14 protein-coding genes are annotated in these 15,313 nt (G+C 44.2%); 7 read left to right on the top strand and 7 right to left on the bottom strand.

Annotation, left to right across the window (positions count from 1 at the left end):
- Nucleotides 1–7 precede the first annotated feature (7 nt).
- Nucleotides 8–772, top strand: coding sequence for an ABC transporter ATP-binding protein (locus WC222_02210; protein MFA6915186.1), 765 nt, complete (start codon nucleotides 8–10; stop codon nucleotides 770–772).
- On the opposite strand, the gene WC222_02205 is transcribed toward WC222_02210, so the two are convergent.
- The gene (locus WC222_02205) at nucleotides 740–961 is read right to left on the bottom strand and encodes a hypothetical protein (protein ID MFA6915185.1); all 222 of its coding nucleotides are present in this window, start codon (nucleotides 959–961) and stop codon (nucleotides 740–742) included. The two genes, WC222_02210 and WC222_02205, sit on opposite strands and share 33 nt — an antisense overlap.
- Nucleotides 962–1,150: 189 nt before the next feature.
- Here WC222_02205 and WC222_02200 point away from each other — a divergent pair, with 189 nt between their 5' ends.
- The 3 genes from WC222_02200 to WC222_02190 are packed head-to-tail and all read left to right on the top strand — an operon-like array spanning nucleotide 1,151 to nucleotide 3,515.
- A complete protein-coding gene (locus WC222_02200; GenBank protein MFA6915184.1) occupies nucleotides 1,151–1,288 on the top strand; it encodes a hypothetical protein in 138 nt (45 codons plus the stop codon).
- Nucleotides 1,281–1,754 (top strand): YkgJ family cysteine cluster protein, encoded by a 474-nt coding sequence (locus WC222_02195; protein ID MFA6915183.1) that lies wholly within the window; start codon nucleotides 1,281–1,283, stop codon nucleotides 1,752–1,754. Before WC222_02200 ends, WC222_02195 begins: the two co-directional genes overlap by 8 nt.
- Before the next feature lie 6 nt (nucleotides 1,755–1,760).
- Nucleotides 1,761–3,515 carry a phospho-sugar mutase gene (locus WC222_02190; protein ID MFA6915182.1) on the top strand — a complete coding sequence of 585 codons (1,755 nt, stop codon included), beginning with the start codon at nucleotides 1,761–1,763 and terminating at the stop codon, nucleotides 3,513–3,515.
- A 36-nt stretch (nucleotides 3,516–3,551) separates the two neighbouring features.
- Here WC222_02190 and WC222_02185 read toward each other — a convergent pair whose 3' ends face one another.
- Genes WC222_02185 through WC222_02175 form a run of 3 tightly spaced genes read right to left on the bottom strand, consistent with a single transcriptional unit; the run spans nucleotide 3,552 to nucleotide 7,712 of the window.
- The gene (locus WC222_02185; GenBank protein ID MFA6915181.1) at nucleotides 3,552–4,769 is read right to left on the bottom strand and encodes a DEAD/DEAH box helicase; all 1,218 of its coding nucleotides are present in this window, start codon (nucleotides 4,767–4,769) and stop codon (nucleotides 3,552–3,554) included.
- Nucleotides 4,766–5,560 carry an SDR family NAD(P)-dependent oxidoreductase gene (locus WC222_02180; GenBank protein ID MFA6915180.1) on the bottom strand — a complete coding sequence of 265 codons (795 nt, stop codon included), beginning with the start codon at nucleotides 5,558–5,560 and terminating at the stop codon, nucleotides 4,766–4,768. Before WC222_02180 ends, WC222_02185 begins: the two co-directional genes overlap by 4 nt.
- The gene (locus tag WC222_02175; GenBank protein MFA6915179.1) at nucleotides 5,553–7,712 is read right to left on the bottom strand and encodes an HDIG domain-containing metalloprotein; all 2,160 of its coding nucleotides are present in this window, start codon (nucleotides 7,710–7,712) and stop codon (nucleotides 5,553–5,555) included. Before WC222_02175 ends, WC222_02180 begins: the two co-directional genes overlap by 8 nt.
- Nucleotides 7,713–7,800: 88 nt before the next feature.
- On the opposite strand from WC222_02175, the gene galE reads away from it, so the two are divergent.
- The 3 genes from galE (at nucleotide 7,801) to WC222_02160 (ending at nucleotide 10,676) form a co-directional block, all read left to right on the top strand.
- Nucleotides 7,801–8,775 carry a UDP-glucose 4-epimerase GalE gene (galE, locus tag WC222_02170; protein MFA6915178.1) on the top strand — a complete coding sequence of 325 codons (975 nt, stop codon included), beginning with the start codon at nucleotides 7,801–7,803 and terminating at the stop codon, nucleotides 8,773–8,775.
- A 109-nt stretch (nucleotides 8,776–8,884) separates the two neighbouring features.
- Nucleotides 8,885–10,312, top strand: a complete 1,428-nt coding sequence (gene dnaX, locus WC222_02165; GenBank protein ID MFA6915177.1) for a DNA polymerase III subunit gamma/tau — start codon at nucleotides 8,885–8,887, stop codon at nucleotides 10,310–10,312.
- Nucleotides 10,313–10,328: 16 nt separating this feature from the next.
- Entirely contained in the window at nucleotides 10,329–10,676 is a 348-nt protein-coding gene (locus tag WC222_02160; GenBank protein MFA6915176.1) for a YbaB/EbfC family nucleoid-associated protein, read from the top strand.
- A gap of 96 nt (nucleotides 10,677–10,772) precedes the next feature.
- Here the strand turns inward: WC222_02160 and WC222_02155 are convergent, their stop codons facing one another.
- The 3 genes from WC222_02155 to WC222_02145 all read right to left on the bottom strand — a co-directional run bounded on the left by WC222_02155 (nucleotide 10,773) and on the right by WC222_02145 (nucleotide 15,265).
- Nucleotides 10,773–12,260, bottom strand: a complete 1,488-nt coding sequence (locus WC222_02155) for a hypothetical protein (GenBank protein MFA6915175.1) — start codon at nucleotides 12,258–12,260, stop codon at nucleotides 10,773–10,775.
- Nucleotides 12,261–12,348: 88 nt separating this feature from the next.
- Nucleotides 12,349–13,761 (bottom strand): RhoGEF domain-containing protein, encoded by a 1,413-nt coding sequence (locus WC222_02150; protein ID MFA6915174.1) that lies wholly within the window; start codon nucleotides 13,759–13,761, stop codon nucleotides 12,349–12,351.
- 97 nt (nucleotides 13,762–13,858) lie between these two features.
- The gene (locus WC222_02145; protein ID MFA6915173.1) at nucleotides 13,859–15,265 is read right to left on the bottom strand and encodes a hypothetical protein; all 1,407 of its coding nucleotides are present in this window, start codon (nucleotides 15,263–15,265) and stop codon (nucleotides 13,859–13,861) included.
- Between the last annotated feature and the right edge of the window lie 48 nt (nucleotides 15,266–15,313).

The following is a 15,313-nucleotide window of genomic DNA, read 5'->3' as shown; positions in this document are numbered from 1 at the left end:
CTATATTATGCTGAAAATTCGCCACCTTAGCTGTGTATCCGGCAAGAAAACACTCATTAGCGGTGTCAGCCTTGATTTGTCTCATGGTTCGCTTTGGGGCGTAGTGGGGCCTAACGGAGCCGGAAAAACCTCTCTTCTTCGCGCTATCGCCGGTTTAATTCCTGTCGTTTCGGGAGAAATCATCTGGGACGATACGTCCTTGCATGCTAAATCACGACAGGAGATTAGCAAGATCGTCACTTTTGTTCCTCAGCAGCCTCCATTACAATTTGACTTTCAAGTGAAGGAAGTTGTGGCAATGGGAAGATATTCTCATACACGCAACTATCACAATGAATGGGACAATATTATGGAAGCTTTAGAAGCTGTGGATATGATCCATCACGCCGATAGCTTAATTAATGAGCTTTCCAGCGGGGAAAGGCAGCGGGTTTATATCGCTAGGGCACTGGTAAGCTGTGCTCCCATTGTATTATTGGATGAGCCAACGGCCTCTTTAGATATCCGGCACCAATTGGAAATATGGGATTTGCTACTGCAGCTAAGGGATCAACAAAGAACAGTTATCGTGACGCATCATGATTTGGCGGCAGCTTATAAATACTGCCGCCAAATCGTTGTCATGCACAATGGGCAATGTGTTGCTCAAGGGCCGACAAATATGACTTTAACTCCTTCTTTAGTCGAAGAAGTCTTTGGGGTTACGCCGATCGGAAACAGCAACCAGTCCTCCTTCCGTTTAGCGGATAAATCCTGCTCTATGGGGCGGTAGCACTCGCGCTGCGCGATGTGCCCGGTCAAACTTGGTATCGATATCCTCTTCTGTCGAGGACAGATATGTTTCCTTTACCATCTCATTTTGTACTGCAGCCGAGGTTAAGTCTTCACGCAAGGTAAGCCTCCTGTTTTCTTGTAAGACTTTTTTTTGAACTTGTCTGAGATGGTGGCTGGCATCTTTCATAAAGCCCTCCTGGGAATTCCCAAGTATTTTTGAATTTATCAACAAAATGGACTGTTAGTAACAGAAACTAACTATCCCTTATACTAATTATAATATTTAATATTAATTTGAACTACAACAAATCAAACATTGACATTTACAAGAGACCTTTGATAGCATGTATTAAAATCATAAACCCCCTGCCTGCTTATGACATCGTTTATCCCCGCTTCTTTTGTCGCCGCCAGCCTTGAATTTGAAGCCGCTGTCGTCGGCGTTATTTGTGCTGTATTTTTAGTTCTTTTCGTCGTAGCAGGCATACGTCAAATATTAAAAGATCGTGAATAATTCAAGTTTACCAGTTATCAATTCATTGCCAAAAGCTGAAGAGCCTTGGTATAAAGACGGACTACGGTTCGAATGCACAGGTTGCGGCCAGTGCTGCACCGGCGCGCCAGGATTTGTCTGGGTATCCGAAGAAGATATTAAGGCAATGGCAGCCCATTTAAACCTTTCTATTAAGGAATTCCGCCGCGGATATCTAAGACGCGTAGGTAAAAGATACTCACTTCTTGAGAATCCTAAAACCTTCGATTGTATTTTCCTCGATGGCAAAAAGTGCGAGATCTACCAGCTCCGCCCTACGCAATGCCGTACTTTCCCCTGGTGGCCCACTCAGGTAAAATCTCAGGAAGAATGGGATGCAGCAGCCTCCTATTGCGAAGGAATTTCCCCTAAGGCACCTCTTATCCCTAGAGAAAAAATTGAAGAACAATTAAAGCTGTATGAAGAGAAACATCCTAAAGAAGAGTGACTGACTATGATCCTAAAGACTGCCTTCAAGTTTGATACTACGACAGAAAACAATATTCAATCTTGGCTGCAGGGCGATTATGATGATGAGATCAAAGACACTATCCACGCCATGCTCAATAACGCTCCGGAGAAATTGGTCGATGCCTTTTATACTTATTTAAGCTTCGGTACCGGCGGCATGCGCGGCCTAATGGGAATCGGTACGAATAGGATGAATGTTTATACTATTCGCGCTGCCACCCAAGGTTTGGCCAACTATATTTTAAAGCAGCCTGTCCCTCACGGCCAGAAACTTCACCGCGTCATGATAGGGTTTGATTCCCGCACCAACTCCACAGAGTTTGCTCAAGAAGCAGCAAAAGTTTTAGCAGCCAATGGGATTGAAGCACATATTTTTAAGGTCCTACATCCTACTCCCCTTGTATCTTTTGGCTGCCGTTACCGCAATTGCACTGCTGCTATCATGATTACGGCATCACATAACCCCTCTTCCTATAACGGCTACAAAGTCTATTGGAACGATGGAGCGCAAGTCCTGCCTCCGCATGATGAGGGTATCATTGCTGAAGTACAAAAAGTGACAAGTCCCGATCAAGTAAAAAAAACTGATTCTGTTGAGCATCCGCTTATCCTTGAAGAGGGCGCCGATATAGACATTGCGTACCTCGCGGCTATCACTCCTTTGCAGCTTTATCCTGAAACTAACCGCAATCATGGCTCTTCCTTAAATATTATCTACAGCCCTTTGCATGGTACAGGTATCACGACTGTTCCGGAAACATTGAAAAGATGGGGATTTACCCATGTAGAACTTGTCAAAGAACAGGCACTACCCAATGGATTGTTCCCCACAGTGCAGTCGCCCAATCCGGAAGAACCTGCTGCAATGCAGCTAGGTGTGGCTAAGTTGTTAGAGCAAAAAGCCGATATTTTCTTAGCGACAGACCCCGATGCCGACCGCGTAGGCTTAGCTGTCAATCATCGCGGCCAAGCAAAGCTGTTGACCGGAAATCAGATCGCTTGTATTTGCCTCTATCATGTGCTGGAAGCATTGCATGAGCAGAAAAGAATTCCTTCCAATGCAGCCTGCGTCAAAACACTTCCAACGACTGAACTCTTTACAGCCATCTGCCAAAGCTACAATGTTGCCTGTTTTGATGTTCTCACAGGATTTAAATATATCGCACAAAAAATACGCGAATGGGAAAGCGATCCACAACAAGGCTACCAATTCATATTTGGCGGTGAAGATTCCTATGGCTATCTTTTAGGAACGCATGCGCGAGATAAAGATGCAGCCATTATCTGCGCCCTGATAGCTGAAGCAGCCTTGCATGCTAAGCGGCAAAAGAAAACCCTTATTGACATGCTCGATGATATCTATGAAAAATACGGCCCCTACGAAGATGAGATGCTTTCCATCGGTTTCCCTGAGACCAAAGAAGGACGCGAGAAGATGATCAATGCCATGGGGAAGCTAAGATCTAATCCACCTACTACTCTGCATGGCCATAAAGTTCTTGTACTGGAAGACTATACGACCGGGAAAAAGAAAACTTTTGCTTCAGGTAATGAGGAAATATTGACATTACCTAAATCCGATGTGCTGATATTCAGACTGGAAAATAACGGAAAACTTATCGTCCGTCCTTCCGGGACAGAGCCGAAAATCAAGATTTACGTCTCGCTAAAAGACGTCCCCAAGCAAGAAGTAGAAAGCCTGCTGAAGGAGTTTGAAACGCTGGTCCGTAAAGAGTAAAGCGAGGGGCTCGAAAGCCCTAATCGATCGTCTGCATTACGCAGGATTTCTGGGAGGACGAGAGGGCGGACGTCTTCCACCACGGGGAGGCCCACCACGTCCACTGCCGCCACGGCTTGCGCCCGGTTGCGGAGGAAATGCCGGAGGAGGATCACCGATCCACTCTACATCACGCTGCACCAATTTAAGCAGTTTCACCACGGTACCTAGATCGCGCGGCGTCACTAAGGCTACCGCCATGCCTTGCTTACCATTACGTCCTGCACGGCCGGAGCGGTGCACGTATACTTCCGGATCGGAGGCAAGATGATGCATGAATACGTGGCTGATATTGCTGAAATCTAATCCGCGTGCCGCAACATCTGTCGCTACTAGGCAAGAGATCCTGCCGTTTCTGAATTTATTTGTGACAATCGAGCGGATATCTTGGGTCAGTCCTGCGTGTAGGAAATCAACTTTGTCAAAATGCCGTTGCAAAAGACGGCACACACTTTCGCATTCTATCCTGGAATGGCAAAAAACCAATGATTGGTGCGGCTGCAAGTCTTTCAGCAGCTTCATAAGCTGTGCATCCCTATCATGAGAGTGGCAATAGACAAAACGGTGTTCCAGAGTTTGGGGGCTGGCATCCTCTTTCGTCAACGTCACTTCCAAAGGATCTTTCATGTGGGCATGGGCAATTTTCCTTATCTGGCCAGGCATTGTCGCGGAAAACAGCAATGTTTGGTGCTTTTGCACTAGGCAGTTGATAATGAATTCCAAGTCATCTTGGAAGCCCATACTTAACATCTCATCCGCTTCATCCAGAATAAGTGTTTCAACATGGGAAAGGTCAATGAGGCGGTTATAAATAAAGTCGATAAGGCGGCCTGGCGTCGCGATAAGGACATGTACCCCTGCACGCAATTTAGATTTCTGTAGGTCCATCTGCTCGCCGCCGTATAGAGCAAAGGCTTTCACCCCTTTGATCTGCCCAATTTTTTGTGTTTCCGTCGCGTATTGCAAAGCTAGTTCACGCGTGGGGACGACGATAAGTGCTTGGATATGAGGAAAATCGATCCTTACATTATGGGAAACAGGTATAGCGCAGGCAGCCGTTTTCCCTGACCCTGTCTGGGCTAGGGCTATCACATCGCGTTGTTCTAAGATGAGCGGAATCGCCCGCGCTTGTATTGCGGAGGGCTCCTTATAATTCATCTTTTCAAGTGCCTGCAAGATCAACGGATCTAGGCCAAAATCAATAAAAGTTGTCATTCATCCTCTGTATGGCCATTAAGAGCTTGAACGACTTGATGCAGCAGGCCCGCTATGATTGCGTTGGGCAGAATTCTTGTCATCCAAACTAAAAAACGATAACGCCAATTAAATATATGTAATTTTTTTTTCTTTTTTATCTGCCACCAAATTTGTTGGGCAGCATATTCGGGGGTCATCACGCCGGGGGATTGTGCGGTTGTGGGAGCACCGCCGGCGCGTTCCCTAAACTTACTGTGGACTACTCCTGGACAGGCCACCAGAACGCGGATGTCTTTGCTTCTGACTTCATAGTCAAGGCAAAGGGAAAAATGATTGACAAACTGCTTTGAAGCTGAGTATGCGGCAAATCCCGGAAACGGTGGGAATGCTGCCATCGAAGAGATGTTCATGATAACCCCTTCTTTCTCACGCTCCAGAAGTGTTTTAACGGCAACGGCCGAAAGTTCGAAGGTAGCGGAAACATTCACGTCAATGATCGCTTGCTGTTTTTCAAGGTCGAGCAGCGCCACATCGCCATAGAGGCCAAAGCCTGCATTATTGATCACCAGATCGGGTGCATGCGTACGGATAGACTCTTGGGCACTATGAATGCCTTCTTTTGTCGCCAGATCGGCAGCAAAGAATTCTACTGAGGGTGCGCCCAGGCTTTTAGCTTCCTCAGCCAGATGACTAAGTTCTGTTTCATTACGGCCTGTCAAGATTAAAGCGATTTTCTGTGCTGCGATCAAACGGACAAGAGCTGCTCCGATACCGGAGGAAGCGCCTGTGATAAAGACCAGATCATGCATCTTCCGCCCCTTTAACAAAGCGGGTAGGATATTTCACGCGGGTGTGCCCGGAGGCTAATAAGTTTTTCACTAAAGTTTCCTTAACAATAGACAGCTCTTCAAAGGTCAATAGACATTCGTCTAGTTGCCCATCATCTGCTTTTTCTTTTACTAAACGGTTTGCCAAGGCCGTCAATGTATCTGCGTTGACGACATCTAAAGAGCGGGAAGCCGCTTCTAGGGTATCGGCCAACATAATAATGGCGGATTCCCTACTTTTCGGCTTGGGCCCGCCATAACGGAATTCTTTTTCATCGACTAAAGAGGGATCGCCATCATTTTTTTCTACTTCCTTATTGAAGAAGTAGAAAACCAATTGCGTGCCATGATGTTGTTTGATGATATCAATAAATTGTTCAGGAAGTCCCGCTTTACGCGCCATGGCCACACCTTCACTGACGTGTGCGATGATCACCTGGGCAGACTCTTTGGGGGTGAGCAATTGATGGATATTAAAACCGCCTTGTTGATTCTCAGTAAAGTATAGCGGAGTCGTCATTTTACCGATATCATGATATAGGGTGGAAACACGGCAAAAAAGACCATTAGCCCCGATGGCCAAAGCAGCCGCTTCAGCTAGGTTCCCCACGAGAACAGAGTGTTGGTATGTTCCAGGGGCTTCCAAACTTAAGCGACGCAGAAGGTCTGAGTTGGGGTCCATATATTCCATTAATGACACATCGGTCATGATGTGGAATCCGCTTTCCAATAGCGGCAATAAGCCTACAACCATCACTCCGGTAATCAACATGCACAAGCCGGAGCTTGCGATATCGGTAAGAAGAGTAAAACCGACAGAGGTGTGCTGGTAGAAATAGAATGCGGTCAGCACTAGCACACATACAAGCCAAGCCTTGCCGCAGACAATAAAAATCTCTTTCCTGCGATGCAGCGACCTAGTACACATGATTGCCACTAGTGCTGCGGCTAAGTTCAGCAGCATGAATCCTTGTCTATCAAAGGCTAAAGCCAAAGAAAAGACTACTGTCAGAAATCCTGCGGCATAGGTTGCGATTCCGCCATTCATCAAGCTTGCCAGCATGATAGCTGCAAAAGGAACCAAAATAGGATAGCGCATCAATTCGATCAAATTAGACTTGCTGTTAAGCAGCAGGAATTCCGTCGCTTTGGAAATCAGCAGAGTAATCAATAAGATAGTGATAACAAGGCATAATTTGGTGTTGGAAGCAATCACTTGGGGATAATTCATCTGGAAAAAAGCTGCGGAAACCCCAAGCAATAAGAACGTCAAAAGAGCGCTTGCAAAAAGTGTGGCAGGGTGCCAGAGGTTTCTGCTGTCGTTCATCGATTTCTTCATTGCTTGCAGCATTGCATTATGTCTTGCTGTTACCTTCTCACCTTGATTGATGATCTTAGTACCGGCAGCAACATGGGTATATTTATCTTTCACCTTGCTTTGGGCATTCGCACGCAGATTTTTAAAGGTGGATAAGTCCTCATCCAAGGTCCATTCCTTGGATTTAAAAAAATCAACGGCAAATAGGAGGGTATCAGAGGGAAGGTTAGATAGAGTAGCGCTATGCTCTTTTACATAAGCCCACACGGATCCGGGAAGAATGACAGGTTTTTTGGGATCGGATGGGCTGAAAACAAGAAAATCGTCCGCATTAAATCCCGCGCTTCTCATCTTACGTATCGTGCGCGGATCTGTCAGATGGAGCTGCTTCAAAATTTTTTCGACTGTCTCTGCAGCCTGGTACATATCTTCATATGTCGCCTTGGGCAACTGGGTCCGCCACTGCTGGTCGTGCAATAAGATATTCTCTAATTCTGACCGGCGACTATTGATCTCTTTTTCGGAGATCAGATAAATCTTGCCAATGTCCCGCACAGCTTCTTCTTTCAGGATAACTGTGGCATCCTGGTCTAAGAAATCAAAATCTACTTGGGAAACAGTAAATCCAGGGGCTATGCTATCGAGTTCCAACACCTCGACCCTCACCTCCCGAAAATGGACAAACAGAAATAAAGCAACGGCAAATATGACTCCAATCAGAATCTTTACACCGGTACTGCGGTCGAAGTAACCCTGTTCTTTCGTTATGTTCCATCCCCTATCGCTAGGGAATTCACTCGTCGTATGTTCTTGCATTCGGCAGACAACCTAAGCATAGTCTATATTGACGGTATTGTTACTGAACCTACTAATTCTGACAACTAGAACCTCGAAGGGGATGCGGATGACTAAGGGAGAAATACTCATTATTGGCGGAGCGGGATTCATCGGATCCCATGTAAATAAAAGGCTGAATGAGGCCGGTTACTCTACGGTAGTCTTTGATAATCTGAGTCGCGGCAACCGTTCCGCTGTAATAAAAGGTACCTTTATTCAAGGCGATTTAGCCGACCGTTCAGCCATAAAAAAAATTTTGGATGAGCACAATTTTGATGCAGTTATGCATTTTGCTGCGTTGACGGATGTGGGCGAATCTGTAGCAAACCCTCTAAAATATTATCGCGAAAATGTCATAAATACCATTCATCTGCTGGAAGAATTGACTGTTTCGCGCCCCTGCCCTTTGATTTTCTCATCATCTGCCGCTGTTTATGGTATCCCCGAATACATTCCGCTCAACGAATCCCATCCCTGCAAACCCATCAATCCCTACGGGGAAACAAAGAAAACGATGGAAGATCTCCTTATCGACTGCGGACAATCCTCTAAAAAATTCACATTCTGTGCCCTGCGCTATTTCAATGCTGCGGGGGGCGATCCGGACGGTCAAATTAAAATTATCCGTCAGACCGAAAATAACCTTATCCCTCTTGTACTAAAAAACTTAAGAAATAACACCCCCAAAGCAACCCTCTTCGGTAGCAACTACGACACTCCTGACGGCACCTGCATTCGCGACTACATTCACGTGATGGACCTTGCTGACGCACACCTGCTCGCGATGGAAAAACTGCTCAATGGCAGCCCTTCCATGATTTATAACCTGGGCAATGGCAATGGCTTCTCTGTTTTGGAAGTTTTAAACTCCATCCAAAAGGTGACGAAGATTCCACTAGACATTACTTGGGGACCTAGACGTGCCGGAGATCCCCCAATCTTGCTGGCCGATGCCTCCAAAGCACGCGCAGCGCTAAGCTGGGAACCAAAATATCCCGCGTTGGATGTCATGGTCAAGCATGCTTGGAAGGCTCTAACTTAAGGCGGTCGCCGCAAGTTCCTTATTTGTATTCGTAATTCAGGGATTGTCCTTTTCGTCTTTTGTCCTTTTATAGTAAAATTTGGGGAGCCACCCCGGGAAATGCAGAACAATGCCTGAATATCAAGTTATCGCACGCCGCTTCAGACCGCAGACTTTTGCTGAAGTCCTCGGACAAACAGCGATTGTCACCACGCTTAAAAACGCTATCTCCAAAGAAAGATTGGCCTCCGCCTACCTCTTCTGCGGATCACGCGGTACAGGAAAAACCACCCTTGCGCGCGTTTTTGCTAAAGCATTGAACTGCGCCCATCCTACATCCGACTTTGAGCCCTGCAATGAGTGCCCCTCTTGCCGCGAAATCGCCAACAGCACCAGCATCGACGTGCTTGAGATCGACGGCGCATCCCACCGCGGCATCGACGATGTCCGCCAAATCAACGAAACCGTCGGCTATGCTCCCGCCACCGGAAAATACAAGATCTATATTATCGACGAAGTGCATATGCTGACGAAGGAAGCATTTAACGCTCTGCTTAAAACATTGGAAGAGCCGCCGCCAAAAGTCAAATTCCTCTTTGCAACGACCGAACCGCATAAAGTCCTTCCTACTATCCTCAGCCGCTGCCAGCGCTTCAACCTCAACCGTATCCCCCTCGACACAATCCTTGGAAAGCTGCAGCACATCTGCACCCTCCTAAACGTCCAAGCAGACTCGGAAGCTCTGCGCCTTATCGCCAAAAGGGCTGAAGGCGGCCTCCGCGATGCTGAATCGCTTCTCGACCAAATCATTGCCTTCCAGCAAGGTTCACTCACCACCCATGCCGTCACAAACATCCTGGGTATTATGCCGCGCGAAACACTTTTTGCCTTGGACCGCGCAGGTAAAGCAGGCGACTACGCCGCCGTCTTCCGCGTCACCGAGCAGCTATTTAACGAAGGCAAAGACTTCGTCCATTTTATCGAAATGCTTTGTGAACACGTCCGCACCATCTTGCTGATCAAGCTCAACACTGCTATACCAGCCTCTATCTCGCTTCCTGATGCCGAAAGGGAAGCTTACAATGAAACGGCAAAACTCTATTCCGTAGAACAGTGCATGTCGCTGCTGGAAGAACTTACTACCGCCCAGAATGATATCCGGTTCGCCCCTTCCCCACGCTTTGCACTAGAAGCGCTGCTACTTAAATTTCTCCGTTCACACCACCGCGTTCCGGTCGATGCTCTCATCCGTCGTTTGGCAGAGCTAGAATCCCGCTTAGGCACTCCGCAGCAGCAGCAACAGCAGCTTACACAACACTCCCCTTTACCGACGCCAGCCCCCATAGCGCCACCACAGCCTCCTGCTATGCCTACACCCGCCCCTGTAGCACAAGAAGCTGCACCCCTACGCGAACCGGAAACCAAAGTTGTGCCTATCCGCCAAGACACAACGCCCGAAATGCCTCAGCACCGTTATGACACGCTATTACAATTCACTGCCGTCGAATTAGAAGGCACAGTACAAATTAAAAAAATCAACCGGCAGACATCGCCTTAACCTAGGAAGATTCATTATGGGATCAGGATTTTCAAAAAAGAAAAAACAAGCCCGCCTGCTGCAAGAACAGTTCAGCGAAATGCAAAAAGACATGGTATCAAAAGAAGTGCGCGGCCAAGCCGGTAACGGCTTGGTAGAAGTGATACTTACAGGCAGCCATAAGATTAAATCTTTAAAGATCAACCCGCAGTGTGTCGATCCTGAAGATATCGAGGGATTAGAAGACTTGATTAAAGCTGCTTTCAATGATGCAACGGAAAAACTGGATAAAGATATTCCGAAAGATCTGGGCAGTATTCCCGGACTCCCGAATATTCCAGGCATGCCTGACTTGGGAAGCTTGCTGAAAGGACTTGGCGGATAGAGATTTCGAAGTAAAAAAAAAGCATATCCCTAGCTTGGGACTGTAACGGTAAAGCCGCTTCAATCCCAAGCTAGGGATATGCTTAAATAAGACAGGTTATCTTCTTCCTAGGATCTTATCACGCGTAATCTCTGCTTCATTTAAGATCTTCATTTCTGCTGCTGATAATGACGGATTATTCGTTTTGATAAAATTAACTTGGTGATTAACCGAAGCTTCGAAATTTTTTCTATCCGACTTGAATATACCGTGTGTAGCACGCATCGCAATCAAACCAAGCCTGCCAAAGAAACCACTATTTTCTTTTTTGCCTAAGATTTTAAGATTTGCGAGAAAGCCCTTAGAAATGTCCTTTTTCACATCGTTAGGCAGATTGTTAATATTTCCTTTCTCGTACAACTTATCCAGATTATCTTTGAAACTTTCCCAGGTTTTCTTGCCCATACCCTTGCTTTCAAGCTCAACCGCACTCTTTTTAAGATCTGCTTCAACAGATTTACCTGTATCTGGCTTGGGTGTATCGTTTACCGTGGGTGTACCTTCTTCAAAGGATAATATTGTTTTAAAGTCGAAAGGGGTATTGTCATCAGTGTCGTCTAATTCAGGTATATCGGGAAGGGTGATGGGTCTGCTTAACAAATCCTCAATAGTCTTTCCTTCAGATCTTGCAGAGTCAAGCTTATCTTTTTGAGTATTAATTTTGTCGTTATACTGATTTAGCTTACTTTCCCGTTCAGTCTTAGCATCATCCAATTCTCCCAGTTCCTTGCTCATATCATTAGCTGCTAACTTTAATATTGCAGCGTCATTTCCTTCAGAAACGGAACTTAAATGGTTAAGAGTTTTAACATGAGATTCTAAATGAGCTCTGGGAGCTCTTAACATTGTTCCAGCGGGCGGTAAAGAGTTTTTCGAAACAAACTCCCCTACTCGTTTTCTTTCATTTAAGAATTCCATCATCACATTGGAACGTTCCTTCGAAAGTTCAGCGCCATGCAATATGCCATTATAAGCTGTCGTTTCTCTATCGCGTAAAACTAGTACTTTATCTTGTGGAGTTTTGGCATTCTCCAGCTTACTACTTAATTCTTTAGAAAGGGTTGCTGCAGCCGCAAAGTTGCTTCCTACCATTCTAAATTCTTGACTTGTAAAGGGTTTGAAATTAGGGTTTTTAGCTATTTGACGTTTATTGAAGTCTGCCAGTTTATTTTTCATTCCATCTTTATTTTTTTCCACATCGTTAGCACAAAGGTTAAGAATCTTTGTCATCCCATCCATCGATTTTCCAAAAAATTCTTCATTGCGTACGGCAACATTGACAGACTCTTCAATCGCTTTACCCCGTGGTGTCAATGGAGAAGCAACATGAGCGATTCTTTCGGTCTGTGGGTCGGAGGTTTGTTGAGTGACTTTTCCGGATGTGGGACGAGGAGTAGCCAGCTGATAAAAATTATCTATAGCTTGATCTAAAATCCTACTCATTCTCGGATCTTCGGTCTGCTTGGATTCTGTTGTTTCGGAATTTATGTTAGAACCCCAAAGGTGCTGGGTGCTTTCGGTTGAACTTCTTTGAGTCTCTCCCATAATAACCTCTTTAATAACAATTCCTATTATTAGGTTACAACTAAATCATTAAACAGTAAATAATTAATTTAATAATTAATTAAATTTATCAAGAAAGCAATTTTTCGGTTTCTTCTCTAGCCTTTCTAAATAGTTCAGAATCAGTGTTACCTGTAATACCTGATTTTTGTATAAAATTAATTTGATATTCCACATTATCTTTAAATTCTTGTTTCGTTAATGAACCAAAAGCTAATTCTAACTTTAAGGCTATCCTATGGAAAAAACCGCCTTTAGAAAGATTCTCTAAATTATGTCGATAAACCATATTTACTTGAGAATTAATTTTATTTTTAAAGTCCGCATTTTCTTTATACAACTTACTTTGACCCAGTTGGGTGAGGGCTGTAGTAAATTTGGTCCATACATTTTCTTTAGCGCCACCTTTTGTAATTCCTTCAGCGGAACTTTGTAAATCCTTTACCGAATTAACAACATTAAGCTGATCTACGACACTTTCGATATCGCCAATACGACTTTTAATGATAGCACTGTTCTCTGGGCTATTTTTAGCCATCTCTCTCGCAAGTAGTTGATATTTAGTCATCCTTTGGATAGGTTGGTGTGTTATCGCTGTTGGTTCTTTTGTTAAAGCTTTTCGCCCTCCATCAGTCGCTTCTGTCTGATTAGCAGCTTGTCTTTCTGCCTCTATACCTTTGATATGCGACTGTACTGAAGGTTGAGATCTTAAAAATGAACCGATATGAATATGCTTGGTCTCGTATCCCAAGACAACCTGGCCAGCCCCCGTTTGAGCCATGGAGGAAAAAGTCTGCATAAATTCTTTACCGGTAATAAAGCTGGTGTCGCTCATATTTTCTTTTGGCATAAGAGCCTGCATCGCTTGGGAAGTTTCTCTCGCTTCTTGATAGTTCTGTTTTGCTCCTGAAATATCTTCACGGGTAAGAGGCTTGGCTTCAGGATCTATATTTTTCAATTCGGCATTAAATTTTGCTAAGTCTGCATCAAATTGAGGGTCATTGAGGCTCACATCAAAATATCCTAGGAGATCATCCAAATCGTTACGGTAACTTTGTTCGCTAGCTACAGTCTCTTTAACAACCCTTTGAAGTTGCACTTGATTGCTTGCTTGCTTTTGTTGGAACTTTTCTGTCCGTTGGGCTCCCATAGCAATTTTGGCGTGAGGTGTCGTTGTGTGAGTTCTTGCCTCAGTCCACGCAGCAGCATTAGGGACTTTAGCATCTGTTTCCGGACGTGCAGAACCTTCGGATAGATGATGCCTCTCTGTTAAGGGGGCTGAATTATTACTGGAATCTTGTATATTATGTTTCAATGCGTCTTGCACAGATGGAGGCGTTGTTCCACTTTGAACTGTGGCGTTTCTACCAATGAAAGAACCCTTTTCACCGGGTGATGAAGAAGAAGGTTTTGCCGTTGACCATGAAGTAATATTAGACGTGTTGTAGATGCTTTGAGATTGAGATATATTAGTTTCAGACATATTAACACCATTTAAGCATTAGTATAACTTTATTATATATCACTAATATTAATACTAAAAGTCATAGTATTAAATAATGCAAGGTTAACAAATTTAACTATTTAAATATCTTATTAAACAAAGATTTATTACCAAGTATGTAATCTTTATTGCTAAGAGCTTCGCTTACAATTTTAAATTCATCTTCATCTAATGCACCGCGCGTATTAACAATAAAATGTACTTGTTGTTCCACAGAGCTTTTAAATGCTTCCCTTTTAGACTCTGTTAAACCATGAAGCAGCTTCATTCTTAACAAACCAAAAAATCCCCCACCTTCTCCTACTTTTTTATGGCCTAAGTTCTTCAAATTCTCCAGGTAACCGTCTGCAATAGTGTTTCTGGTTTGCTCAGGTACAGCGAATTTGAATTCTTTAGAGGATGTAAAAAGATTTTTTACGCCACTATAAAACTTATTCCAAGTGGATTTAGATAATCCCTCTTTTTTGATCGTTGCCACTGCATCAGAAACATTTAATGTTTCCTTATGAATTACCGCTCCTTGCTCAGGTGTTAGTAAAGAAACATCTTCCAAGAGCTCTGCAAACTCCTCATTGGATGGATCAGTCTCTTCTAAAGAAAAAGAAGATAGCTCGGTCTCAAAATCATCTTCCGTCCATTTGTTCTCCTCTATTGACTGTTTATCCTGTTCGAGCATCGTCTTCAAACTATTAGATGTATCTTTATAATTAGCTCTCGTAAATTTATTATTTGTAATTTCTTCAAGATATTTTATGGAATTAAGATGCGATTCGAAGAACGTGCGGGGAGTATTAAATAATTCTTTAAGGGGTGGAAAATTATGCAAAGCACACATTTTTTTTATTGCCGGCCTGTCTTTTAGAAATTCAGCGGCCTTATCGCGAATCATTGAATTGGGTTTGAGAGAAGATGGGCTAAAGCCGGTTGAATACACCGAGTGAAGATGCCCTATTTGTTCATCCATACTGCGGGCTGTATTAAATCTATTGAAACTCGACAATTGTCCTTCAAGTTTTTGAGGAAAATTCGAAAGGGTATTTAAGTCATCTATAGTTAACGGAACGTAATTTGGATCCCGAGCTGTCTTGCGTTCATTAAATTCTTTTAGATCTTGAATAATAGCATTTGGATCGGTGCGGCATTCTGTTTCAAAGGCTATTAAAACTGCAGATGACTTTAAGCTATTATCCTCGCACTCTTTATTGTTTCTAGCTACGGAATTAAGAAATTGCTTTTGATTAGCTAATTTAGGGGATAACTCAGCCGCAGCTGAAGAAACTCTAGGATTACTCGCTTTATTCAGGGACACATTCACTTGCTTCAAAGTGCGGGGTAATTCTGTGGGAGCATGCGCACTAAAATCAAATTGCAGAGCTACGCGGCTGTAATCTTGAGAGTTCTCCTCCCGCTGGATAGCCTCTTCATTAGAAGGACCCCATGTTTGTTGAGAGGGTGTAGGCAAATGTGAATAGTCGCCACTCATAAATCGACCTTTAATTATTACTAGTTCTTATTTTAATAATAATTAGTA

Source organism: Parachlamydiales bacterium, from assembly GCA_041671045.1.
Taxonomy (GTDB): Bacteria; Chlamydiota; Chlamydiia; order Chlamydiales; family JABDDJ01; genus JABDDJ01.
This window is presented reverse-complemented; position numbering and strand designations above follow the sequence as displayed.